This is a genomic window from Cupriavidus sp. GW823-FHT07B10 (genome assembly GCF_058794355.1).
This window is the reverse complement of the sequence record NZ_JBXAGS010000001.1, coordinates 174,010-195,823: the sequence shown is the minus strand read 5'-3', so window position 1 is coordinate 195,823 and position 21,814 is coordinate 174,010. Positions and strand designations below refer to the sequence as shown.

The following is a 21,814-nucleotide window of genomic DNA, read 5'->3' as shown; positions in this document are numbered from 1 at the left end:
GCCTGGCTCAGGCCGCGCAGACCCGGTACACCGCCAGGCTGCCGCGCCAGTTGCCGCCCCAGTTGACGGTCACGCCTTCGTGCATCACCACGCGGTCGATCACGCGCAGGCCGACCTTGGGCGCCAGCGCCTCGAAGTCGCTGATGGTCAGCACGCGCACATTGGGCGTGTTGTACCACTGGTAGGGCAGAGATTCCGATACCGGCATGCGGCCGCGGAACACCGACAGCCGGTGCGGCCAGTAGCCGAAGTTCGGGAACGAGACGATGCACTCGCGCCCCACCCGCAGCGTGTCGCGCAGCACCTGCGCGGTGTTGTGGATGGTCTGCAGCGTCTGCGACAGGATCACCGTGTCGAAGCTCTTGTCCTCGAACAGCGCCAGCCCGCCCTCCAGGTTCTGCTGGATGACATGGACGCCCTTCTGCGCGCACGCCAGCACGCCTTCGTCGCGGATCTCGATGCCGTAGGCCTGCACGTCGAGTTCGTCCTGCAGCACGCGCAACAGGCTGCCGTCGCCGCAGCCCAGGTCGAGCACGGTGGAATGGGGTTCGATCCAGCGCGCGATCGCGCGGAAATCGGGGCGCAGCGCCAGGATATTGGGATTGGCCAGTGCGTTCATGCGCCGATCTCCTCTGCGATGCGGTCGTAGTAGGCGCGCATCAGGTTGTGATAGCGCGGGTCGTCGAGCAGGAAGGCATCGTGGCCGTGCGGCGCATCGATCTCGGCGTACGAGACCGGGCGCTTGTTGTCCAGCAGCGCCTTGACCAGCTCGCGGCTGCGGCTGGGCGCGAAGCGCCAGTCGGTGCCGAAGCTCGCCACCAGGAAGCTGGCCTGGGTCTGCGCCATCGCGCGCGTCAGGTCGCCGCCGAAGGCCAGCGCCGGGTCGAAGTAGTCGAGCGCGCGCGTGATCAGCAGGTAGGTGTTGGCGTCGAAGTATTCGGCGAACTTGTCGCCCTGGTAGCGCAGGTAGCTCTCCACCTGGAACTCGACATCGAACGAGAAGCGGATGTCGTCGGTCTTCAGCTCGCGGCCGAATTTCTCGGCCATGTCCTCGTCCGACAGGTAGGTGATATGGCCGATCATGCGCGCCACGCGCAGGCCGCGCTTGGGCTTGACGCCATGCGCGTAGTAGTTGCCGCCGTGGAAATCAGGGTCCGACAGGATGGCGCTGCGCGCGACCTCGTTGAAGGCGATATTCTGCGCCGACAGCTTGGGCGTGGACGCGACCACGATGCAGTGGCGCAGGCGTTCCGGGTACAGCAGGCTCCAGGCCACCGCCTGCATGCCGCCCAGGCTGCCGCCCATCACCGCGGCGAACTGCGTGATGCCGAACGCGTCGGCCACGAGCGCCTGCGCATTGACCCAGTCTTCCACCGTCACCACCGGGAACGCCGCGCCGTAGGGCGCGCCGGTGGCCGGATTGAGGCTCATCGGGCCGGTCGAGCCGAAGCACGAGCCCAGGTTGTTGACGCCGATGACGAAAAAGCGATTGGTATCGAGCGGCTTGCCGGGCCCGACCATGTTGTCCCACCAGCCCACGTCGCGCGGGTCTTCCGCATAGACGCCGGCCACATGGTGCGAGGCATTGAGCGCGTGGCACACCAGCACCGCGTTGGAGCGGGCCGCATTGAGCGTGCCATAGGTCTCGACCATCAGGTCGTAGCCGGCAATGGACGAGCCGTTGCGCAGCTTCAGCGGCTCGGCAAAGTGCATGCGCTGCGGCGCAACCACGCCGACCGAATCGGGCGGCAGGTCGAACGCGGCAGGCGCGGCGGTCGGCAGGGCGACATCAGTCATGGAATCCGGCCCGTGGCGAACGGGCATAAAAAAACCCGACCGGCATTTGCGTATAAAGCGTCGCAGCCAAGTCGGGATTCACTGGATTCCTTGCGGGATTCCGCGTGCCGGCGCCATCCACTACCGTGGAGGCATGGGGCGCCGACCCAACCTCTTTAGCCGCATTTGTAGTGGCAACCCGGAACTTGGTCCCTTGGCTGCCGCGCGCCCGCAAGCCAGTCATCAAATCGGCGCGACCGGGCAATTATAGAGCAATCGGCCCGGCATGTTGATTTAGAACCCATTTCACAATGAAGATGGGGACGCGTTCAAGCCAGGCGCGGCGCAGGCTAGGCGCGGGCCGCCGGCCTTGGTCATTCCAAGGTCAAGGCCCGTAACGACGCATGCGCCGCGCCTGGCTTGAACCCGAAGGGAAGGCTGCTGCCGGGCCCCTTCTTCATTGTGAAATGGGTTCTTAACCCAGCAAGACCCTCAGGTGCGCCTCGGCATGGTCCGACGGCGACTTGCGGAAGCCGCTCTTGGCATAGCGGTGCCACTGGCCCTGCACCACCGCCATGATCAGCGCCGCGCGTGCGGGAATATCGGCATCCGCCGGGAACGCGGCCTGCGTCACCGCCATCTTCAGGCACTGGCGCAGCGAGGCCTCGATGCGGTCCACCACCTGGTTGATGCGCTCCTGCAGGCGTTCGTGCTCGCCCACCAGCGCCTCGCCGGTCAGCACGCGCGTCATGCCAGGGTTCTTCTCGGCAAACGACAGCAGCATGCGCACAATGGCGTGGGCCTGGCGCAGGCCGTGCTCTTCCTTGTCGGTGATCTGGTTGATCAGGCCGAACACGGTCTGCTCGATAAAGCCGATCAGGCCCTCGTACATCTGCGCCTTGCTGGCGAAATGGCGGTACAGCGCCGCCTCCGACACGCTCAGGCGCGCGGCCAGCGCCGCCGTTGTGATCTTCTCCCCGCGCGGGTGCTCCAGCATGGTGGCCAGGGTCTGCAGGATCTGCACGCGGCGCTCGCCCGGGCGCGGGCGCTTGCGCGCCGGCGTGGCCGGCGGCTGGCCTCCGTCCTGCGCATCCTGCGCACTGCCTGAAATGACCGCCTCTGGCTCGCGCCCGTTGCTTTGCGTCATGACCCGATTCTCCGCATTCGTCGTTGGAGTTGATGCATCGATTGTACTTTTATGTCCACATAGGCCGGCCGGTTCGGCACGCGGGCGCGCACGCGCCGCACGTTGTCGGGCTGCGCCTGCGGTGCCTGGGTCTCCGCGGCCACCAGCGTCACCGACTGCTCCTGCGCGGCGTGGCCGACATGGCGCCGGTCCTCCGCCTCCAGCGTCGAGCGTACCGCGGCATCGCGCCGGCTGCCGTCGTCGCGCACCGCGGGCACCTCATGCGGGCGCGATGGCGCGATCGTGCGCAGGTAGCCCGTCACCCACGCGGTGCGGATGCCGGTGCCGGCATAGCGCTTGAGGTGCGACACGGTGTCTTCCACCAGCACCGCGCGATGTGGCGCGATGCGGGTCTGCACCAGCAACCGGCGCAGCATGCGGCGGTCCGGCTTGGGCCGCAGGTGGCCATGCACCCACATCTGCTCGATTGCCACCACGCGCTCGAAGCAATGCCGTATGCCCGCTATCTCCAGCACCGCCCGCGCGTAGTCCTGCGGCGCATTGGTGACCAGGATCTTGCGCCCCGGCAGGCGCCGCAGGTGCGCGGCCAGCCCGCGCCGCACCCGCACCATGTCGGCCAGCGCCGGGAATTCATGCGCGGCGCGCAGGAAGTCAGCCGGATCCACGCCGTGGTGCCGGATCATGCCGAGCAGCGTGGCGCCGTAGCGCTGCCAGTAGTCCACGCGCACGCGGCTGGCGGTGGCCTCGTCGCAGCCGAGCACGCGCGCCACGTAGTCGGTCATCAGCCGGTTGATGGCCGGGAAGATCGCGTGCGAGGCGTCGTGCAGGGTGTTGTCGAGATCGAACAGCCAGACCGTATCGCCCGAGGTATTGCCCGCGGGGCGGCGGCAGAGGCGAGCGCGGACACGGCGCGGAGAAGGAAGACTGGAAGGCACGCCGGGCAAACTCGGAGGGTGATGGGATAACCGGGGCGGCCGGCCGCTGCCGGCACCGCCCCGAGGCTCCGCTCAGTGCGAGCGGATCATGGTGCCGAAGGCCTGCTCGGTCAGGATTTCCAGCAGCAGCGAATGCTCGATGCGGCCGTCGATGATGTGCACCGAATGCACGCCGCTCTTGGCCGCATCCAGCGCCGACGAGATCTTCGGCAGCATGCCGCCCGAGATGGTGCCGTCGGCGAACAGCTCTTCGATCTCGCGCGCGGACAGGTCGGTCAGCAGGTTGCCCTTCTTGTCCATCACGCCCGGGATGTTGGTCATCATCACCAGCTTCTCGGCCTTCAGGATCTCGGCCATCTTGCCGGCAACCACGTCGGCGTTGATGTTGTAGGCCTGGCCGTCGTCGGAGAAGCCGATCGGCGAGATCACCGGGATAAAGGCGTCGTCCTGCAGCGCCTTGACCACCGCGGGGTTGATCGCCTCGATGTCGCCGACGTAGCCGATATCGATGAACGCCCCCGGGTTCTCGCGGTCCGGCATCTGCAAGCGCTTGGCGCGGATCAGGCCGCCGTCCTTGCCGGTCAGGCCCACGGCCTGGCCGCCGTACTGGTTGATCAGCATCACGATGTCCTGCTGGACCTCACCGCCCAGCACCCACTCGACCACTTCCATGGTCTCTTCGTCGGTGACGCGCATGCCCTGCACGAAGGTGCCGACCTTGCCGACCTTCTTCAGTGCCTCATCGATCTGCGGGCCGCCGCCGTGCACCACCACCGGGTTCATGCCGACCAGCTTGAGCAGGATCACGTCGCGCGCGAAGCCATGCTTGAGCTTCTCTTCGGTCATGGCATTGCCGCCGTACTTGACCACGATGGTCTTGCCGTGGAACTTGCGGATATACGGCAGGGCCTCGGCGAGGATCTCGGCTTTCAGCGCGGGAGCAATGGCGGCCACCGTGGTTGCGGCAGGCCCGGGGTTGTCGGCGTTCATGGGGGACATCCGTGAGAATCAACAGGTATGATGGCTAATCGGCCACGTAGCCAGGGATAACCAACGGGGATCGCCCGAAAGTGCGCCATCCGGCCATGGCAGGCGCCGATTTTACAAGAAACCGCGCGGGGCGCGAGTCAACCGGCCGAACGTGGTCCCGCGAACCGCCTGCAAGCGCCCCACGGGGCACCAACGCGTTCCGTCCACGCAACAACGTGCCACCACTCAGCCGTTTGGCCTGCGCCGCGGCACAGCGTTCCCCACCTTGGCCATCATGCCCGCCGCCAGCCGCCTCTTGCCAGCCAGCATCCCCGATTTCCCGCCAGCGCCGGGAAGCCAGCCATGAGCGACGCCTCGACCGTGCTGACCGGCCAGCTGCGCCCGGTCGAACATTGCAGCCACTGCGGCGCGGGCTTTGTCTGCGGCTACGTGGCGGGGCTGCCCGAGTGCTGGTGCGCCAGCCAGCCGCTGCTGCCGGCGCGGCGCATCGTGCCGGGCCAGCATTGCCTGTGTCCGGCCTGCCTGGCAGCGCGCCGGCAAGCGGCTCAGGAACCTGATTCCGCCGCTGGCTGAGGCGCCGGCCCGGGCCCTGCGGCACTGCCCCACTGCATCACCAGCATCCCCGCCACGATCAGCGCCGCGCCCGCCAGCCGCGCCGGCGTGAGCGCGCGCACCGCAAAGCCGGCCAGCCCGAACTGGTCCACCAGCAGCGCCGCCAGCACCTGGCCCGCCACCACCGCGGCGATAAAGCCCGCGGCGCCCAGCTTCGGCGCCATCATCAGCGCGGCCGAAATATAGAACACCCCAAGCACCCCGCCGATCCAGAGCCAGCCCGGCGCGCGCGCCAGTGCCGCTGGCGCCGGCAGCGGCACGCGCATCAGCCACAGCACGGGCAGCAGCGCCGCCAGGCTGACCAGCAGCGACACCAGCGTGGCCGACAGCGGATGCCCGAGTGTGCGCCCGAGGGTGGCGTTGGCGCCGGCCTGGAAGGGGATCGCCGCGCCGGCCAGCACGGCCGTGCCAAGCGGCAGCCAGAGTGAAACCGGGAAGGAAAACGGCAACTGGGTGCCTGACATGAAGCGCTCCATAGGGCAAGATGCGATGCCAGCAGTTTGAAATATCGCAATGCGAATTTCCAATTCTGCTTTCGTACGTTTATTATTCGCCGAATGAATAGCCTACGCGGAATCGACCTCAACCTGCTGGTGGTGCTCGAAGCACTGCTGGCCGAGCGCCATATCTCCCGCGCCGCGCTGCGGCTGCACCTGAGCCAGCCGGCGGTCAGCCACGCGCTCGGGCGCCTGCGGCAGCTGCTCGACGACCCCATCCTGGTGCGCGGCAAGGGCGGCCTGGTGCTGAGCGCGCGCGCCCATGAGCTGTCCGGCCCGCTGGCCGAGGCGCTGGCGCAGGTGCGCATCCTGCTGGGGCCGAGCGGCTTCCAGCCGGCCACCGCGCGGCGCAGCTTCCGCCTGGCCATGTCCGACTACGGTGCGCTGGTGGTGCTGCCGCGGCTGCTGCGCGCGGTGCGCAAGGCCGCGCCCAATATCGACCTGGTGGTGTCGCAGGCCAGCCGCGAAGGCATGACCGCCCAGGTGGCCGATGGCGAGATCGACATGGCGCTGGGCGTGTTCACCCACCAGCCGGAAGGCGTGAAATCCGCCGAGCTGTTCTGCGAGAGCTATGCCTGCGCGGTGGATGCCGCCACCGTGCGCGACAGCGGCCGGCTTGACCAGGTGGCCTACCTGGCGCGCTCGCACGTGCTGGTGGCCACGCACAGCGAACGCATGGACGCGATCGACACGGCGGTGGCCAAGCTGGGGGGACGGCGCAAGATCGCCTGCGTGGTGCCGCACTGGAGCGTGGCGCCGGCGCTGATCGCCGGGACCAACCTGGTGCTGACCACGGCACGGCGCAGCCTGGCCGCGCTGGAAGAGGACCCGCGCTACGCCGTGTTCGCGCCGCCGTTTGCGCTGGACGACTTCACCTTCAGCATGATCTGGCACGAGCGCACCGAAGCCGATCCCGCCCACGCCTGGCTGCGCGAGCGCGTGCTGGCCGCGGCGGCCAGTCAGGAATCGGAAGAGCCGATCAGCTTGCGCGGCTGACGGCGCACCCCCGGCTTGGCTGGCGCCGGGGGCTGGGCATCACGGCGCTGCGCGGGAACAGCAGGTGGCCTGGCGGGGCGCGTGTCGCCGCGAAAGACCAGCTTCTGCCGGGTGCCGTGCTGCTTGTTGGCCATGATGGCTGGATGGGTGGATGGACGAGGCCGGCCCCGTCAGGCGCTCAGTGCTTGTGTTCGCCGTGGCCGCCGCTCGCGCCGGCGGCGGCGGGCACCATGTCACGCACTTCAGCCGTGACCTTCTGCTCGATCATCTTGCCGCCCTGCTCGATCTTCAGCGTGATGGGCACGGTGTCGCCCTTCTTGAGCTGCGCCTTCAGGTCCATCAGCATCACGTGGTAGCCGCCCGGCTTCAGCTCGACGTCCTTCATCTTTGGCAGGTCCAGCGACTTGACCTGGCGCATGCGCATCACGTTGCCTTCCATCTTCATCTCGTGCAGCTCGGCCGCGGCCACCGGCGACGACACGCCGACCAGCTTCGCGTTGTCGTGCGCGTGCAGCACCATGAAGGCGCCGGAGGCAGTCTGGGTCGGCACCGTGCCGCGCACCCAGGCGTTGCTGACATCGACCTGGGCCAGCGCGGCGCCGGACGCCAGCGCGGCGGCGAGGGCGACCGATGCGGCCAGCGTGGCCGAGCGGAATTTGGCTTGCATGAAAGGCTCTCCTGAAAGCAGACATTAGACCATGGCGATGCCCGCCCGTGCATGCCCCAGGCAACCCCGCCATGCGGCGCACAGCCGGCTAGTCTGGCAGCCCGACAAGCTCGGCGCCAATGCGGCAAGGTGTCGCACGCACCGGCGCCCCGCGGCCGCATTGATACACTCGCGCCATGACCACCGCCGCAGCCGTGACCCGCTTGCCCGACCTCCCCTTCCTGTCGCCACTGCCGGCGGGCACCTCCGCCCGCCATGGCCAGGTGACGCTGCGCCGGCTGTTCTGGCTGCGCTGGGCACTGCTGGCGGGACAGGCGCTGACCGTGCTGAGCTGCGAGCCCATCGCCGGCATCCGCCTGCCCTACGGGCCGCTGCTGGTGGTGTTCGGCCTGCAGGCGCTGTTCAACCTGCTGACCGGCCTGCGCCTGCGCCAGCACACGCGGCGCAACAGCGCCCCCGGCGAAGCCGAGCTGATGGGCCAGCTGCTGGTGGACCTGACCGCGCTGTCGGCCATCCTGTTCTACACCGGCGGCGCGACCAACCCCTTTGTCTCGTTCTACCTGCCGGGGCTGGCCATTGCCGCCGCCATCCTGCCGTGGCGCCAGGTGATCGCGCTGGCGCTGTACGCGCTCGTCTGCTACACGCTGCTGCTGTTCGAATATGTGCCGCTGGACCTGCACAACCCGGACAACGCGGTGAACTACCACCTGGCCGGCATGTGGCTGAACTTCGTTGCCAGCGCGGTGATGATCGCGCTGTTCGTGGCGCGCCTGTCCGGCGTGCTGCGCCAGCGCGAGGCGCAGCTGAACCTGGCACGCGAGCAGCTGCTGCGCGAGGCGCGCGTAGAAGACCTGAACGGCCAGGCCGCCGCGGTCGCGCATGAGATCGGCACGCCGCTGGCCACGCTGGCGGTCATCGCCGGCGAGCTGCGTGCCGATGCCTCCGACGCGGGCCGCGGCACCTCCGCAATCAACAGCTACCTGCCCGACCTGCAGACCATGGAGCAGCAGCTGGCGCTGTGCCGCACCACGCTCGCGCGCCTGCGCGAAGACCCGGCCACGCTGGCGCCGCAGCGCATCGACGGCTGGCTGCCGGCCTTTGCCGAGCGCTGGCAGCTGCGCCACCCCAACGCCAGCCTGCAGGCCAGCGCCACGCCGGGCGCCGGCGCGCAGGCGGTGGAAACCGCGCGCGTGGGCCAGATCCTGACCATCCTGCTGGACAACGCCGCGCGCAGCCAGCAAGCCGCCGGCCGCGGCCAGGAGCCGCTGCAGCTGCAGATCGCCATGGCGCCCGGCAATACCGCGCCGTGGCTGTCGTTCCGCATCGCTGACCACGGCGACGGCATTCCCGAGATGCTGCGCGGCCAGCTGGGCGAAACCCCGGTGGCCAGCCAGCACGGCGGCCAGGGCATCGGCCTGTACCTGGCGCAAAGCGCCGCCCGGCAGATGGACGGCGAACTGGCCTGGCATGACCGCGCCGGCGGCGGCACCGTTGCCGAGCTGCGCCTGCCCGCGCTGTCCACCCTTTCCGCATCCGCCGCCGCCACGGCACCACGAACCCCATGACCGACACCCTCACCCCGGTACCCGAAGCCACCGCACCGGCTGGCACGCCCTTCCTGGTCATCGACGACGACGAAGTCTTTGCCGGCACCCTGGCCCGCGCGCTCACGCGACGCGGCTATGCCGTGCAGGTGGCGCATGACGGCCGCACCGCACTGGCGCTGGCATCACGCATCGAGTTTGCCTATGTCACGCTGGACCTGCACCTGGAGCCGCCGCCGGATGCCGGCAGCACCGTGCCCGCCGAATCGGGGCTGCAGCTGGTGTCGCCGCTGCGCCAGGCGTTGCCGGACGCACGCATCCTGATCCTGACCGGCTACGCCAGCATCGCCACCGCGGTGGCGGCGGTCAAGCAAGGCGCGGACGAATACCTGGCCAAGCCGGCCAATGTCGATTCGATCCTGACCGCGCTGATGGCGGGCGTGTCCGAAGATGCGGCGCAGGCCGCGCTGGAAGAGCCGGTGCCGCTGTCGGTGGCGCGGCTGGAATGGGAGCATATCCAGCGCGTGCTGGCCGAGCATGACGGCAATATCTCCGCCACGGCACGGGCGCTGAACATGCACCGGCGCACCTTGCAGCGCAAGCTGGGAAAGCGGCCGGTGTCGCGGTAAAGAAAAAGGCCGCGCGGATTGCGCGGCCCTTCCGGTGGCAACTGCTGCCGGCGTTACAGGCGCAACTGGACGTAGTCCCAGTCCAGCCCGTCGGCGCTGCCCTGCGGCGTGCTGCCCTGCGCGACGATGCGCAAGGCATCGCCGGCATGCCGGTCGGCCAGCGTGAACAGGCCGCCAGAATCCAGCGCCAGCTTCGCGGCCGCGGCAGTGGCCGCGCCGCGCGAGCCCGATTGCGCAGCCTCGGCGGCGGGCACGGCGGGACGGATGCAAAGGAAGGCCGTCGCGGCGGCCAGCGCGGCCAGCAGGCCGCCTGTGGCCAGCACGACACGGCGGGTCTTGTATTGGACCATTCGATTTCTCCTGCCAGTGAGTTGAGTGGGATGCGGTGGCTCCCGCACCGGTCAATCGACCGTCAAGGTGACGAAGGGTCGCATTGTCGGGCCGTTGCGCGCCAGCGTGCTTACCAATGCTTACGCTCCTTACCCGCATGTGGCAGCCGGATACGTACGGATATGTGAAATCCGTTCCCGCCAGGGGCGGAAACTGGCCCACAGACGCAAAAAGGGCGCACCGTGGTGCGCCCCTCCCGCATTCCGCCCGTATTGCCTTACAGCACGTAGCGCGACAAATCCTCATTGACCGCCAGGTCACCCAGGCGCTCATCGACATATGCCGCGTTGATCGTCACGGTCTCGCCCGACGACTTGGTCGCATGGAACGACAGGTCTTCCAGCAGCCGCTCCATCACCGTGTACAGCCGGCGCGCGCCGATGTTCTCCACCTTCTCATTGACCGAGAAGGCGATCTCCGCCAGCCGGCGGATGCCGTCATCGGCAAACACCAGGTCGACCGATTCCGTGCTCAGCAGCGCCTGGTACTGCTTGGTCAGGCTCGCATCGGTCTGCGTCAGGATGGCCTCGAAGTCCTGCACGGACAGCGAATCCAGCTCGACCCGGATCGGGAAGCGGCCCTGCAGTTCGGGAATCAGGTCGCTCGGCTTGGACAGGTGGAACGCACCCGAGGCAATGAACAGGATGTGGTCCGTCTTGATCATGCCGTACTTGGTGCTCACCGTGGTGCCTTCCACCAGCGGCAGCAGGTCGCGCTGCACGCCCTGGCGCGACACCTCGCCGCCGCCGATCTCGCTGCGGCTGGCGATCTTGTCGATCTCGTCCAGGAACACGATGCCGTTCTGCTCGACATTGGCGATGGCCTTGTGCTTGAGCTCCTCGTCATTGACCAGCTTGGCGGCCTCTTCGTCGATCAGCAGCTTGAAGGCTTCCTTGACCTTCATCTTGCGGCGCGCCTTCTTGCCCTGGCCCAGCCCGGCAAACATGGTGCGGATCTGCTCGGTCATGTCTTCCATGCCCGGCGGGCCCATGATGTCCATGCTCGGCATGCCGGCGGAGAGTTCCAGCTCGATTTCCTTGTCGTCGAGCGAGCCTTCGCGCAGCTTCTTGCGGAACACCTGGCGCGTGTTGGAATCCTTCTCTTCCGGCTGCGAGAAACCGATATCGCGCGCCGGCGGCAGCAATACATCGAGCAGGCGGTCCTCGGCCGCGTCCTCGGCCTTGGTGCGCACCTTCTTCATCTCGGACTCGCGCGTCTGCTTGATCGCCATCTCGGCCAGGTCGCGCACGATGGTGTCGACATCGCGGCCGACATAGCCCACCTCGGTGAACTTGGTGGCCTCGATCTTGATGAAGGGCGCGTCGGCCAGCTTGGCCAGGCGGCGCGCGATCTCGGTCTTGCCGACCCCGGTCGGGCCGATCATCAGGATGTTCTTGGGAGTGATTTCCTGGCGCAGGGGCTCGGCCACCTGCTGGCGGCGCCAGCGGTTGCGCAGCGCCACCGCCACGGCCTTCTTGGCCTTGTTCTGGCCGATGATGTGCTTGTCGAGTTCGGAAACGATTTCCGACGGGGTCATGGTGTGCGACATGGTATCCGTTCAGTGGGGGCGCGCCGGCCTGCGCGGTGGCCGGCCTGCGCTTATTCCAGCGTCTCGATGACGAAGTTGGTGTTGGTATAGATGCAGAGCTCGCCGGCAATGGTCAGCGCCTTCTCGACCACGTCCTTGGGCGCCATTTCGGTGTTCTCGACCAGCGCCTTGGCGGCCGACTGCGCATACGCGCCGCCCGAGCCGATCGCGGCGATGCCGCCCTCGGGGTCGAGCACGTCGCCGTTGCCGGTGATGACCAGCGTGGTGTCGCGGTCGGCGGTGATCAGCATGGCTTCCAGCCGGCGCAGGGCGCGGTCCGAACGCCAGTCCTTGGCCAGGTCGACCGCGGCGCGGGTCAGGTTGCCCTGGTACTTTTCCAGCTTGGCCTCGAAGCGGTCCAGCAGCGAGAAGGCATCGGCGGTGCTGCCGGCAAACCCGACCAGGACCTTGCCGTTGTAGATGCGGCGCACCTTGCGCGCGGTGCCCTTCATCACGATATTGCCGAGAGTGACCTGACCATCACCGCCGAGTGCGACCTGATTGCCGCGGCGGACGCTGACGATGGTAGTGCCGTGATACTGTTCCATGGTGGCTTCCGTGAATATGTCAGGACCCTAGTTGGCGACGCCCCCGGCGGGTTTCAAGGCCCTCGCGTGCGCCGGGCGCGGTCTGACCAATATAGGATGCCTGCCGCCACGTTGCCCGACGCCGCGCCCAAACAAAAAGGGCCATGCGTTGCCGCATGGCCCTTGTCCGCGACGCGCGGGGCCACTGGCCCGCGCGCCTCGCGCATCACTCCACCAGATCAGTCCGCATACACGCCGGCCTTCTTGATCACCGGGGTCCACTTGTTGATCTCGGCGGTCAGGAGGGTGCGCAGCGAATCCGGCGTGGCGCGCTGTGCCGGCGCGGCTTCGGCGCCCAGCTCGGCCATCTTGGAGCGGAAGGTCGGGTCGGCCACGGCCTTCTGCAGCGCAGCCGACAGCTTGTCGATCACCGGCTTGGGCGTGCCCTTGGGCGCGTACATGGCGTGCCAGACCTTCACTTCCACGCCCGGCAGGCCTTGCTCGGCCGCCGTCGGGATATCCTTGAACGCTTCCACGCGGCGTGCCTGCATGGCCGCGTACGGCTTGACCGAGTTGGCCTTGAGGTGGCCTGCGAGATTGGTGGTCTGGTCGCACAGCAGGTTGACCTGGCCGCCCAGGATATCGGTTAGTGCCGGCGCGGCGCCCTTGTACGGCACGGTGGTCAGTTCGGTCTGGATCGCGCTCTGGAACAGCAGGCCGCACAGGTGCGAAGCCGAGCCGATGCCGGCATTGGCCAGCGACAGCTTGCTGGCGTTGGCCTTGAGGTACGGCAGCAGGTCCTTGAAGGTGTTTGGCGGCAGCTGCTTGTTGCCGACCAGGATCATCGGCACGTCGGCGATTTCGCCGACCATCTCGAAGTCCTTGAGCGGATCGAAGCCCAGGTTGCGGTACAGCGCCGGGGCCGTGGCCATGCCGATATGGTGGATCAGCAGGGTGTGGCCGTCGTTCTTGGCCTGGGCCACCTTCTTGGCGCCGATGGTGCCGCCGGCGCCGCCGAGGTTCTCGATGATCATGGTCGCGCCCAGATGCTTGGACATGATCGCGGTCAGCTCGCGCGAGAGCTTGTCGGTCGGACCACCCGCGGCAAACGGCACCACCGCCGACACCGGCTTGCTGCCAGGATATTCCTGGGCGTACGCGCCCGACACCACACCCATTGCGCTGACTGCCAGCGCGGCCGCGACCATCTTTATTACTCGTTTCATGCTCTCTTCTCCTGATTCCCTTTGATACCCGTCTTGCAATGCGTTGCCGCCGGCCCGGCCCCTGCTTGTGCGGGGCGCATCTGGCGCGGTCTCTGTGGCGGCGCTCTTGGACCATGCCGGCTGGCTCGGCTGCCCCTGCCGTAAAACGGCAAGGGCGGGCCTTGATGTTAGCAACTCCAGACAATACGCAGGTATAGGGGCTAACCCGCTTGCAATCAGCCGCATATGGCGGGAAACGGGGAGGATATGGCAGAGATCGGATGCAAATGCATGCGTTTGTGACACCCGGTGCGGCCTAACGGAAGAAACCGAGCATTTCCTCAAGCAGAGGTTCGGCGGCCTCTTCCGGGATGTAGTGCCCGCACGGCAGCGCCTGGCCGCTGATGTCGGTCGCCACCTCCTGCCACAGCGCCAGCGGCTCGAAGCAGCGCGCCACCACGCCGTGCTCGCCCCACAGCACGCGCAGCGGCAGCGCCAGCCGGCGCCCGGCCTCGCGGTCGGCGCGGTCGTGCTCCAGGTCGATGGTGGCGGCGGCGCGGTAGTCCTCGCACATGGCATGCACGCGCGCCGGGTCGCGCATCGCCGCGGTGTAGGCAGCCATGGCGTCGGGGGCGAAGGGCGTCAGGCCCGCGTGGCGCAGGCCCATCAGCTTCTCGATGTAGAAATCGGGCTCGGCGTTGATCAGCGTCTCGGGGAACGGCGCCGGCTGGATCAGGAAGAACCAGTGCCAGTAGGCGGCGGCAAAGGCCATGCTGGTGCGCTCGTACATCGCCAGCGTGGGCGCGATGTCCAGCAGCATGGCGCGGCTGACCGCGTCCGGATGGTCCATGCACAGCCGGTGCGCGACGCGGGCACCGCGGTCGTGGCCGCACAGCGCAAAGCGCTCGAAACCGAACGCCGTCATCAGCGACACCTGGTCCTGCGCCATGGTGCGCTTGCTGTAGTGCTCGTGGCCGGCATTGCCGGGCGGGGCCGAGCTGCTGCCGTAGCCGCGCAGGTCGGTGGCGATCACCGTGAAGTGATCGGCCAGCGCCGGCGCCACCCGGTGCCAGATCAGGTGGCTCTGCGGGTGCCCGTGCAACAGCAGCAGCGGCGGTCCCGAACCGCCGCGCACGCCGGCGATCTCGACCTCGCCGACACGCTGCCGGAAGGGTTCGAAGTTCGGGAACAGCAGCGCGCTGGCGTCATTCAGCATGGGTCGTCTCCGCTTCTAAGGGTCGTCCTGTGCCGATCATAGGCGCAAACCGCCTCATCGGCGTGGCTGCGCCGGCTTCGCCATTCGGCCCACTGACGCAACTGAATTGCATCAACCGGGGGCCTATGGTTAAATCCGCCCATGACCCGTCCCAGTCCGGACCGGCCGGCCGCTGTGCCGGAACCGGCGATCCCCACCCCTGAGTCCCTGGAAGCCGCCCACGAGCGCCTGCGCCAGCTGGGCGCGCGCGTGACCCAGCCGCGGCTGTGCATCCTGGCCTGCCTGATCGGCAGCGAAGAGGCGCTGACGCACCAGGCCGTGATCGACCGCCTGCCCGAACCGGGCGAGACCATAGACCGCGTCACCGTCTACCGCGTGCTGGACTGGCTGGTGGAACAGGGCGTGGCGCAGAAGCGTGCCGGCAACGACCGCGTGTTCCGCTTCAGCCTGGTTGAACACGAGGCCGCGCGCGCGCAGGAGCACCGCCAGCACAGCCATTTCCACTGCACCCGCTGCGACCGCACCTTCTGCCTGGACGATGCCAGCGCGCCGGCTCCGCCGGCCGCGCCGCGCGTGCCCAGCGGCTTTGCCATCGAACATGTCGAACTGACCGTAAACGGCGTCTGCGCCGAGTGCGGCAAGCGTGCGCCCGCCTCGCCTGGCGGCGCTTCGCACTGAACGGCAATCTCTCATACCCGGAGAACAACAATGTCCAAACTGACCCCGGTCACGATCCTGACCGGCTTTCTCGGCAGCGGCAAGACCACCCTGCTCAAGCGCATCCTGAACGAGCAGCACGGCATGAAGATCGCCGTGATCGAGAACGAGTTCGGCGAAGAGAACATCGACAACGAGATCCTGGTGCAGGACGGCCGCGAGCAGATCGTGCAGATGAGCAACGGCTGCATCTGCTGCACCATCCGCGGCGATCTGGTGCAGGCGCTGTCGACGCTGCTGACGCGCCGCGACGCCGGCGAGATCGACTTCGACCGCGTGGTGATCGAGACCACGGGCGTGGCCAACCCGGGCCCGGTGGCGCAGACCTTCTTCATGGACGAGGAAATTGCCTCGCGCTACCTGCTCGACGCGGTGATCACGCTGGTCGACGCCAAGCATGCCCACCTGCAGCTGGACAAGCAGGAAGAGGCGCAGCGCCAGGTTGGCTTTGCCGACGCCATCTTCATCACCAAGTCCGACCTGGTGACCGAAGCCGACGTGGCCGAGCTGCGCCACCGCCTGCTGCACATGAACCCGCGCGCGCCGATCCGTCTGGTCAACTTCGGCGAGGCGCCGATCGACACCATCTTCGACCTGCGCGGCTTCAACCTGAACGCCAAGCTGGAGATCGACCCGGAATTCCTGCGCGCCGACGACCATGACCACGATCATGACCATGAGCATGGCGAGCATTGCGGCGACGACTGCGGCCATGACCACGGGCACGACCATGCGCACGGCCATGGCCACGCGCACGACCACCACCACCACCACCATACCGACCGCATTGCGTCGTTCGTCTTCCGCAGCGACAAGCCCTTCCACTACGGCAAGCTGGAGGAATTCCTGTCCGGCATCCTGGCCGTATACGGGGAAAAACTGCTGCGCTACAAGGGCGTACTATATATGGACGGTGTGGACCGCAAAGTGGTGTTCCAGGGGGTCCACCAGCTGATGGGCAGCGACATCGGCGCCAAGTGGGAGGAAGAGACCCCGGGCACGCGCATGGTGTTCATCGGCGTGGACCTGCCCCGCGACGCCATCCTCAAGGGCCTGGAGAACTGCCTGGCCTGAGTGCACCAGTCGCCCCATCGGCGACGCCCCCTCGAACCCCGCTCCGCGGCCGCCCCCCGTTCGGGGTACCGGGGAAATACCGAAGCGCCAGCCGGTTTTCCCCGTATCTCGGAAAAATTTGTTCAAGTACAATAGGCCGGATTTGATACCGGTGGCGCACCTTTTTCCCGCTGCCGGCATTTGGTCCATCGGATCTGGTGGACTTGCAGGGCGGCGGTTGTCGTCAGCATGAGGCAGGCCGCCGGCAGGTGCGGTCGCAGTGCTTCGTGCGGAGACCGCCTTTTTCCGCCTGGGGTGCCCCGACGCGCGCCGTCACTGACTGACGCGAGAGAGAGGTGTCCCCATGACAGCCGCAACGAAGACGAAAGAAAGCCGCAGCAAGACTGGTACTGCAGCGGCAGAGACGCTCAAGGCGCAGCCTGTGAAGGCAGCGCCCGCTCCCCGCGGCAGTACGGCGAACGCCGAAGCGGGCGCAACGAAGGGAGGCCCGCGAAGCAGCAAGACTGCAGCCAGCCAGAGTGAAACAACCGAGGCGCGCAAGCGCGCGGACAGCGCACCCGAGCGGACCCGGACGCCGCCGGCCGCATCAACAAGAGAATCAGCAGCAACCATGAGCAGCAACAAACTTCTGACTGAAGCTGAAATCCTGAAGATGAGCGACAAGGATTACATGAACGAAGCGCAGCTCGCCTTCTTCAAGCACCGTCTTGAGCAGCTGCGCGACGAAATCCTGAAGAACGCTGACCAGACCACGGAACACCTGCGCGAAACGGTCATCGTGCCGGATCCGGCCGACCGTGCCACCATCGAGGAAGAGCATGCGCTGGAACTGCGCACGCGCGACCGCGAACGCAAGCTGCTGAAGAAGGTGGAGCAGTCGCTGCAGCGCATCGAGTCCGGCGACTACGGCTGGTGCGAGGAAACCGGCGAGCCGATCGGCGTGCCGCGCCTGCTGGCCCGTCCCACCGCCACGCTGTCGCTGGAAGCGCAGCAACGCCGCGAACTGCGCCAGAAGCTGTTCGGCGACTGATACGCCGCGCGCCGGCACGGACGGTGCGGCAGGCGTAACGTGACGGCCCGGTTACCCGGGCCGTTTGCTTTGGCGGGCCGCGTCCGCCTTGTCGTGCCGTCGCCACGGCCTACCATTGAGAATCGTCCGGCTGTTGCCGCCCCGGCCTTTCTGGTAAATTCGCAACCTTGTTGCAACAACGCGCCCCTCGCCTGGGCTGCGTAGTCCCTCGTCACTTCCATCTCTCCTGCCATGGCTGATCGCCTGCCCGTCACCGTGCTGTCCGGCTTCCCCGGCGCCGGCAAAACCACGCTGCTGAACCACCTGCTTGCGCACAGCGCGGGCCGGCGCCTGGCCGTGCTGGTCTGCGGGCCGCAGCATGGGCAGGCGCTGGCGCCGCTGCCGCCCGGTTGCGAGGCCACGCTGCTGCCCGTGGGCGACGCCCTGCTCGGCGAAGCCGCCCGGCTTGCCGCCGAGCGCCGCTTTGACTCGCTGCTGATCGAAGCCAACGGCCTGGACGAGCCGCTCGCGATTGCCGAGGGCTTCCTGTTCGAGGCCAAGCATGGCGCCGGGCCCGACGCGGCGGTGCAACCCGACACGCTGGTGACGGTGATCGATGCCGCCACCTTCCTGCGCGACCTCAACGAGGCCGAGTTCCTGGCCGACCGCGGGCTGGCGCCGGCCACGGACGATGACCGGACCGTGGCTGAAGTGCTGGTTGCGCAGGTCGAATGCAGCGACGTGATCGTGCTGAACAAGGCCGACCTCGCCAGCGCGGCCGAACTGGCGCGGCTGCACGCCGTGCTGCAGGCGCTGAACCCGCGTGCCGATATCGTCGAAGCCAGCTTCGGCAAGGTCGCGCCCGAGCGCGTGCAAGGCACCGGCCGCTTCGACTTCGAAGCCGCCGCGGACGCACCGGGCTGGCTCGCCGCGCTGCGCGGCGAGTTGCCGGCTGCCGACGCCAGCGGCGTCTCCACGCTGGTCTACCGCCGCCGCCGCCCGTTCCACCCGCAGCGCTTCGCCGACCTGATCCATACCGAATGGCTGCGCGAGCACGGCAGCGTGCTGCGTTCCAGGGGCCTGTTCTGGCTGGCCAGCCGCATGGACACCGCGGGCGACTGGAACCAGTCCGGCGGCGTCTGCCGCCATGGCGGCGCCGGCGCCTGGTGGGCCGCGCTGGATCCGGCCGAATGGCCGGCCGACAGCGCCGAACGCGCCGAAGTCGAAGCCGACATGCAGGTCGACGGTGCCCCGGCAGCCTTCGGCGACCGCCGCCAGGAACTGGTGCTGACCGGCCTGGACCTGGACCATGCGGCGCTGCAGGCCCGGCTCGACGCCTGCCTGCTGACCGATGCCGAGATGGCCGCGGGCGCGGATGCCTGGGCGGGCTATGCGGATCCCTTCCCCGCCTGGGTCGACGACTTTGACGACGACCACGATCATGACCATGGCGATGATTGCGGCTGCGGCGATCCCGACCACCACCACGGCAACCACGCCGGCCATCCGCATGCGCACTGACTGGTTCGCCCGCCTGCGCGCGCATGGCCCGGGCCTCTGGTCCGTGCTGTGGCTGACGCTATGCCTGCTGCTGACGCAGCACGCCGGGCTGACCCACCGCATCGTGCATGGCGGCCTGCTTGCGCCGTCGGCCTCCGTGACAACGGCCGACGCCGCCTCGGCCAACGACCCCGAGCCGCACCCGCTGGCGCAGAAATTCAGCGGCCACTCGTGCGTGCTGTTCGATGGCGCCACGGTTGCCGACACCCTGTGCGGCAAGCTGCCGCTGCCGCAGCTTGCCTTTGGCAAACCGGTCAAGCCGGCCAACCTGGCCTGGCGCTGGCCCGACCTGCCCGCCACCCACCCCTTCCAATCGCGCGCGCCGCCGGCGCCTGCCATCGCCCTCGCCTGATCCGGGAAGCGGCCCTCGCCGCGCACCCGGCCTGACCAATTCCGAGCTGAACGCCTGCCTATTCCGGCTGCGCGGCCACGCCCATCGCGGGCGGCCGGCGCAGTGCCGGGCAGCTGCCGTGCCAGCCGGGCCGATTGCCATTGCCTCACTCCGCGCGCCATGTCGAAGAATCGTTACACCGCACCAACCAGCGCACCGCGCCTGACCCCGCTGGCGGCCCTTGCCGCGTCCCTCACCGCCACCATGGCCACCGCCTTCGTCGCGCCCGCCGCGCTGGCACAGGCCACGGCACCTGCCGCCGACAGCGCACCCGCCACGGCCACGGCCACGGCCACCGCCACCGCCACCGCGCCAGCCGGCGCCATGCTGCGCGAAGTCGTGGTCACCGCCAATCCGCTCGGCAGCGACCTCAACGACATGGTGGCACCGGTATCGACGCTCGGCGGCGACGCCCTGGCCGTGCGCCAGGGCAGCACGCTGGGCGACACGCTCGACAAGCTGCCCGGGGTCTCGTCCAGCTACTTCGGCCCCAATGCCAGCCGGCCGGTGATCCGCGGCCTGGACGGCGACCGCATCAAGGTGCTGCAGAACGGCGGCACCACCGTCGACGCCTCCACGCTGTCCTACGACCACGCAGTGCCGGTGGACCCGCTCGTGGCCGAGCGCATCGAGGTCGTGCGCGGCCCGGCAGCGCTGATGTACGGCGGCAACGCCATCGGCGGCGTGGTCAACGTGATCGACAACCGGATTCCGAAGGAGCCGATCGAAGGCATCGGCGGCGCGGTCGATGCCAGCGCCACCGCGGGCGGCGACCAGGCGCGCAACGCCAGCGCGCTGATCGAGGCCGGCAACGGCAAGTTCGCCGTCCACGCCGACGCCTTTGCGCGCAAGACCAGCGACCTGCGCATCCCCGGCTACGCCCGCAGCGACCGCCTGCGCAGCGCCGATCCTCTGCCGGAAGGCGAGACCGAAGCCTATGGCCGCCTGCCCAACACCAGCGCGCAGCAGGAAGGCGGCGCGATGGGCGGCTCCTACACCTGGGCCGATGGCTTCGTCGGCGCCAACTACAGCGCCTACCGCAATGAGTACGGCACGCCCGCCGAGGACGACGTGCGGCTGAAAATGCGGCAGGACCGCTTTGCGCTGGAAGGCGAGGCACGCAACCTGGCCGGCAACACCGCCGGCTGGCTCGAATCGGTCAAGGGCAAGTTCGGCTACACCGACTACGAACACAAGGAGATCGAGGGCGGCGAGACCGGCACGATCTTCAAGAACCGCGGCTGGGATGCGCGCCTGGAGGCCAGGCACGCGAAGATCGGCAACATGACGGGCGTGATCGGCACACAGTTCGGCCATACCGACTTCTCCGCGTTGGGCGAAGAGGCATTCGTGCCGAGCACCAATACGGATAACGCGGCGCTGTTCGTGTTCGAGGAACTGCCGCTGACCGCTTCCGGCGACCTCAAGCTGAACCTGGGCGGGCGCCTGGACCACAGCAGCATCAAGGCCAGCGCCAACGGCAACGACCGCTTTACCGATGCCAGCCGCAGCTTCAACGCCACCAGCGCGTCGGCCGGCCTGCTCTACAAGGTCAACCCGCTGTGGTCGCTGACCAGCAACCTGTCGTACACCGAGCGCGCGCCGACCTTCTACGAGCTGTATGCCAACGGCCCCCACGTGGCCACCGGCGCGTGGGAGCTGGGCGATCCCAATGCCAACAAGGAACGGGCCACCTCTATCGACCTGGGCGTGCGCTTCAAGTCCGGCGCGCACAGCGCCGCCGTGTCGGGCTACTACAGCCGCTTCGCCAACTACCTCGCGCTGAACGCCACCGGCCGCACGCGTGACGAGGCGGGCGATGTGGTCGCCGCCGGCAGCCCGGACGCGCTGCCGGAGTTCCAGTACCTGGGTGTGCCGGCCACGCTGTACGGCTTCGAGGTGGAAGGCAAGACGCGCTTGCTGCAGAAAATGCTGACCACCAGCGACACGCTGGACTTCGAGGCCCGCGCCGACTACGTGCGCGGCGAGAACCGCGATACCGGCGAACCGCTGCCGCGCCTGGCACCGCTGCGCCTGGGCGGTGCACTGGTGTATGGCGCGGGCCCGTGGGGCGCGCGCGTCGACGTGACCTACGCCGCAAAGCAGACCCGCGTGCCGACCAACGACACGCCGACCGATGCCTATACGCTGCTGAGCCTGGCGCTGACCTACAAGTTCAAGGTGTCGGGCACGCAGACGCTGGTGTACCTGCGCGGCGACAACCTGACCAACCAGGATGCGCGCAACTCGGCTTCGATCCTGCGTGATATCGCACCGCTGGCCGGGCGCAGTGTGAAGGTGGGGTTCAGGACGTCGTTCTGAGGATGCAGGCAGGCGTGGTGAA

The 21,814-nt window shown here is 68.2% G+C and carries 22 protein-coding genes; 10 read left to right on the top strand and 12 right to left on the bottom strand.

What is annotated here, in order from left to right; translation table 11 throughout:
* Window positions 1–7: 7 nt before the first annotated feature.
* The 5 genes from metW to argB form a co-directional block, all read right to left on the bottom strand.
* Entirely contained in the window at window positions 8–619 is a 612-nt protein-coding gene (gene metW, locus AC1Q6V_RS00995; protein WP_010813300.1) for a methionine biosynthesis protein MetW, read from the bottom strand.
* On the bottom strand, window positions 616–1,797 hold the full coding sequence (metX, locus tag AC1Q6V_RS00990) for a homoserine O-succinyltransferase MetX (protein ID WP_011614402.1): 1,182 nt from the start codon (window positions 1,795–1,797) through the stop codon (window positions 616–618). Before metX ends, metW begins: the two co-directional genes overlap by 4 nt.
* Before the next feature lie 454 nt (window positions 1,798–2,251).
* Window positions 2,252–2,923, bottom strand: coding sequence for a nucleoid occlusion factor SlmA (gene slmA / locus AC1Q6V_RS00985; RefSeq protein WP_010813298.1), 672 nt, complete (start codon window positions 2,921–2,923; stop codon window positions 2,252–2,254).
* Entirely contained in the window at window positions 2,920–3,858 is a 939-nt protein-coding gene (locus AC1Q6V_RS00980) for a pyrimidine 5'-nucleotidase (protein ID WP_010813297.1), read from the bottom strand. The genes slmA and AC1Q6V_RS00980 overlap by 4 nt, the downstream gene beginning before the upstream one ends.
* Window positions 3,859–3,930: 72 nt before the next feature.
* Window positions 3,931–4,848 (bottom strand): acetylglutamate kinase, encoded by a 918-nt coding sequence (gene argB / locus AC1Q6V_RS00975; protein WP_010813296.1) that lies wholly within the window; start codon window positions 4,846–4,848, stop codon window positions 3,931–3,933.
* 342 nt (window positions 4,849–5,190) lie between these two features.
* Between argB and AC1Q6V_RS00970 the strand changes: the two genes are divergently transcribed.
* Window positions 5,191–5,421, top strand: a complete 231-nt coding sequence (locus AC1Q6V_RS00970; RefSeq protein ID WP_010813295.1) for a cysteine-rich CWC family protein — start codon at window positions 5,191–5,193, stop codon at window positions 5,419–5,421.
* Here AC1Q6V_RS00970 and AC1Q6V_RS00965 read toward each other — a convergent pair.
* Window positions 5,394–5,924: a DMT family transporter gene (locus tag AC1Q6V_RS00965; RefSeq protein WP_011614400.1), complete on the bottom strand. Its 531-nt coding sequence runs from the start codon at window positions 5,922–5,924 to the stop codon at window positions 5,394–5,396. The genes AC1Q6V_RS00970 and AC1Q6V_RS00965 overlap by 28 nt on opposite strands.
* A gap of 93 nt (window positions 5,925–6,017) precedes the next feature.
* On the opposite strand from AC1Q6V_RS00965, the gene AC1Q6V_RS00960 reads away from it, so the two are divergent.
* Entirely contained in the window at window positions 6,018–6,953 is a 936-nt protein-coding gene (locus AC1Q6V_RS00960; protein ID WP_010813293.1) for a LysR family transcriptional regulator, read from the top strand.
* A gap of 178 nt (window positions 6,954–7,131) precedes the next feature.
* Here AC1Q6V_RS00960 and AC1Q6V_RS00955 read toward each other — a convergent pair whose 3' ends face one another.
* A complete protein-coding gene (locus tag AC1Q6V_RS00955) occupies window positions 7,132–7,620 on the bottom strand; it encodes a copper chaperone PCu(A)C (protein WP_010813292.1) in 489 nt (162 codons plus the stop codon).
* Between the two features lie 176 nt (window positions 7,621–7,796).
* Here AC1Q6V_RS00955 and AC1Q6V_RS00950 point away from each other — a divergent pair, with 176 nt between their 5' ends.
* Both AC1Q6V_RS00950 and AC1Q6V_RS00945 read left to right on the top strand, forming a co-directional pair.
* Complete coding sequence (locus tag AC1Q6V_RS00950) at window positions 7,797–9,185, top strand: ATP-binding protein (protein WP_011614399.1); 1,389 nt, start codon at window positions 7,797–7,799, stop codon at window positions 9,183–9,185.
* Window positions 9,182–9,793, top strand: coding sequence for a response regulator transcription factor (locus AC1Q6V_RS00945; protein WP_011614398.1), 612 nt, complete (start codon window positions 9,182–9,184; stop codon window positions 9,791–9,793). The genes AC1Q6V_RS00950 and AC1Q6V_RS00945 overlap by 4 nt, the downstream gene beginning before the upstream one ends.
* 53 nt (window positions 9,794–9,846) lie before the next feature.
* Here the strand turns inward: AC1Q6V_RS00945 and AC1Q6V_RS00940 are convergent, their stop codons facing one another.
* The 5 genes from AC1Q6V_RS00940 to AC1Q6V_RS00920 all read right to left on the bottom strand — a co-directional run bounded on the left by AC1Q6V_RS00940 (window position 9,847) and on the right by AC1Q6V_RS00920 (window position 14,719).
* On the bottom strand, window positions 9,847–10,143 hold the full coding sequence (locus AC1Q6V_RS00940; RefSeq protein ID WP_454750754.1) for a hypothetical protein: 297 nt from the start codon (window positions 10,141–10,143) through the stop codon (window positions 9,847–9,849).
* 257 nt (window positions 10,144–10,400) lie between these two features.
* Entirely contained in the window at window positions 10,401–11,732 is a 1,332-nt protein-coding gene (gene hslU, locus AC1Q6V_RS00935; protein WP_010813288.1) for an ATP-dependent protease ATPase subunit HslU, read from the bottom strand.
* A gap of 50 nt (window positions 11,733–11,782) precedes the next feature.
* Complete coding sequence (hslV, locus tag AC1Q6V_RS00930) at window positions 11,783–12,319, bottom strand: ATP-dependent protease subunit HslV (protein ID WP_010813287.1); 537 nt, start codon at window positions 12,317–12,319, stop codon at window positions 11,783–11,785.
* Window positions 12,320–12,537: 218 nt separating this feature from the next.
* Complete coding sequence (locus tag AC1Q6V_RS00925; RefSeq protein ID WP_439671166.1) at window positions 12,538–13,524, bottom strand: tripartite tricarboxylate transporter substrate-binding protein; 987 nt, start codon at window positions 13,522–13,524, stop codon at window positions 12,538–12,540.
* A 295-nt stretch (window positions 13,525–13,819) separates the two neighbouring features.
* Window positions 13,820–14,719, bottom strand: a complete 900-nt coding sequence (locus AC1Q6V_RS00920) for an alpha/beta fold hydrolase (protein ID WP_010813285.1) — start codon at window positions 14,717–14,719, stop codon at window positions 13,820–13,822.
* A 141-nt stretch (window positions 14,720–14,860) separates the two neighbouring features.
* On the opposite strand from AC1Q6V_RS00920, the gene AC1Q6V_RS00915 reads away from it, so the two are divergent.
* The 6 genes from AC1Q6V_RS00915 to AC1Q6V_RS00890 all read left to right on the top strand — a co-directional run bounded on the left by AC1Q6V_RS00915 (window position 14,861) and on the right by AC1Q6V_RS00890 (window position 21,792).
* Window positions 14,861–15,397, top strand: coding sequence for a Fur family transcriptional regulator (locus AC1Q6V_RS00915; protein ID WP_010813284.1), 537 nt, complete (start codon window positions 14,861–14,863; stop codon window positions 15,395–15,397).
* 30 nt (window positions 15,398–15,427) lie between these two features.
* Entirely contained in the window at window positions 15,428–16,510 is a 1,083-nt protein-coding gene (locus AC1Q6V_RS00910) for a CobW family GTP-binding protein (protein WP_010813283.1), read from the top strand.
* 610 nt (window positions 16,511–17,120) lie between these two features.
* On the top strand, window positions 17,121–17,540 hold the full coding sequence (gene dksA, locus AC1Q6V_RS00905) for an RNA polymerase-binding protein DksA (RefSeq protein WP_010813282.1): 420 nt from the start codon (window positions 17,121–17,123) through the stop codon (window positions 17,538–17,540).
* A gap of 231 nt (window positions 17,541–17,771) precedes the next feature.
* Entirely contained in the window at window positions 17,772–19,040 is a 1,269-nt protein-coding gene (locus AC1Q6V_RS00900; protein WP_454750753.1) for a GTP-binding protein, read from the top strand.
* Window positions 18,973–19,431, top strand: coding sequence for a hypothetical protein (locus tag AC1Q6V_RS00895; protein WP_454750761.1), 459 nt, complete (start codon window positions 18,973–18,975; stop codon window positions 19,429–19,431). Before AC1Q6V_RS00900 ends, AC1Q6V_RS00895 begins: the two co-directional genes overlap by 68 nt.
* 159 nt (window positions 19,432–19,590) lie before the next feature.
* Window positions 19,591–21,792 carry a TonB-dependent receptor gene (locus AC1Q6V_RS00890; RefSeq protein WP_454750752.1) on the top strand — a complete coding sequence of 734 codons (2,202 nt, stop codon included), beginning with the start codon at window positions 19,591–19,593 and terminating at the stop codon, window positions 21,790–21,792.
* The last annotated feature ends 22 nt before the right edge of the window (window positions 21,793–21,814 follow it).

Excerpts from the sequence above, each read along its gene's own strand:
- metW (WP_010813300.1), bottom strand. The coding sequence starts at position 619 with ATGAACGCACTGGCCAATCCCAATATCCTGGCGCTGCGCCCCGATTTC.
- metX (WP_011614402.1), bottom strand. The coding sequence starts at position 1,797 with ATGACTGATGTCGCCCTGCCGACCGCCGCGCCTGCCGCGTTCGACCTG.
- slmA (WP_010813298.1), bottom strand. The coding sequence starts at position 2,923 with ATGACGCAAAGCAACGGGCGCGAGCCAGAGGCGGTCATTTCAGGCAGT.
- argB (WP_010813296.1), bottom strand. The coding sequence starts at position 4,848 with ATGAACGCCGACAACCCCGGGCCTGCCGCAACCACGGTGGCCGCCATT.
- AC1Q6V_RS00970 (WP_010813295.1), top strand. The coding sequence starts at position 5,191 with ATGAGCGACGCCTCGACCGTGCTGACCGGCCAGCTGCGCCCGGTCGAA.
- AC1Q6V_RS00965 (WP_011614400.1), bottom strand. The coding sequence starts at position 5,924 with ATGTCAGGCACCCAGTTGCCGTTTTCCTTCCCGGTTTCACTCTGGCTG.
- AC1Q6V_RS00960 (WP_010813293.1), top strand. The coding sequence starts at position 6,018 with ATGAATAGCCTACGCGGAATCGACCTCAACCTGCTGGTGGTGCTCGAA.
- AC1Q6V_RS00955 (WP_010813292.1), bottom strand. The coding sequence starts at position 7,620 with ATGCAAGCCAAATTCCGCTCGGCCACGCTGGCCGCATCGGTCGCCCTC.
- AC1Q6V_RS00950 (WP_011614399.1), top strand. The coding sequence starts at position 7,797 with ATGACCACCGCCGCAGCCGTGACCCGCTTGCCCGACCTCCCCTTCCTG.
- AC1Q6V_RS00945 (WP_011614398.1), top strand. The coding sequence starts at position 9,182 with ATGACCGACACCCTCACCCCGGTACCCGAAGCCACCGCACCGGCTGGC.
- AC1Q6V_RS00940 (WP_454750754.1), bottom strand. The coding sequence starts at position 10,143 with ATGGTCCAATACAAGACCCGCCGTGTCGTGCTGGCCACAGGCGGCCTG.
- hslU (WP_010813288.1), bottom strand. The coding sequence starts at position 11,732 with ATGTCGCACACCATGACCCCGTCGGAAATCGTTTCCGAACTCGACAAG.
- hslV (WP_010813287.1), bottom strand. The coding sequence starts at position 12,319 with ATGGAACAGTATCACGGCACTACCATCGTCAGCGTCCGCCGCGGCAAT.
- AC1Q6V_RS00925 (WP_439671166.1), bottom strand. The coding sequence starts at position 13,524 with ATGAAACGAGTAATAAAGATGGTCGCGGCCGCGCTGGCAGTCAGCGCA.
- AC1Q6V_RS00920 (WP_010813285.1), bottom strand. The coding sequence starts at position 14,719 with ATGCTGAATGACGCCAGCGCGCTGCTGTTCCCGAACTTCGAACCCTTC.
- AC1Q6V_RS00915 (WP_010813284.1), top strand. The coding sequence starts at position 14,861 with ATGACCCGTCCCAGTCCGGACCGGCCGGCCGCTGTGCCGGAACCGGCG.
- AC1Q6V_RS00910 (WP_010813283.1), top strand. The coding sequence starts at position 15,428 with ATGTCCAAACTGACCCCGGTCACGATCCTGACCGGCTTTCTCGGCAGC.
- dksA (WP_010813282.1), top strand. The coding sequence starts at position 17,121 with ATGAGCAGCAACAAACTTCTGACTGAAGCTGAAATCCTGAAGATGAGC.
- AC1Q6V_RS00900 (WP_454750753.1), top strand. The coding sequence starts at position 17,772 with ATGGCTGATCGCCTGCCCGTCACCGTGCTGTCCGGCTTCCCCGGCGCC.
- AC1Q6V_RS00895 (WP_454750761.1), top strand. The coding sequence starts at position 18,973 with ATGATTGCGGCTGCGGCGATCCCGACCACCACCACGGCAACCACGCCG.
- AC1Q6V_RS00890 (WP_454750752.1), top strand. The coding sequence starts at position 19,591 with ATGTCGAAGAATCGTTACACCGCACCAACCAGCGCACCGCGCCTGACC.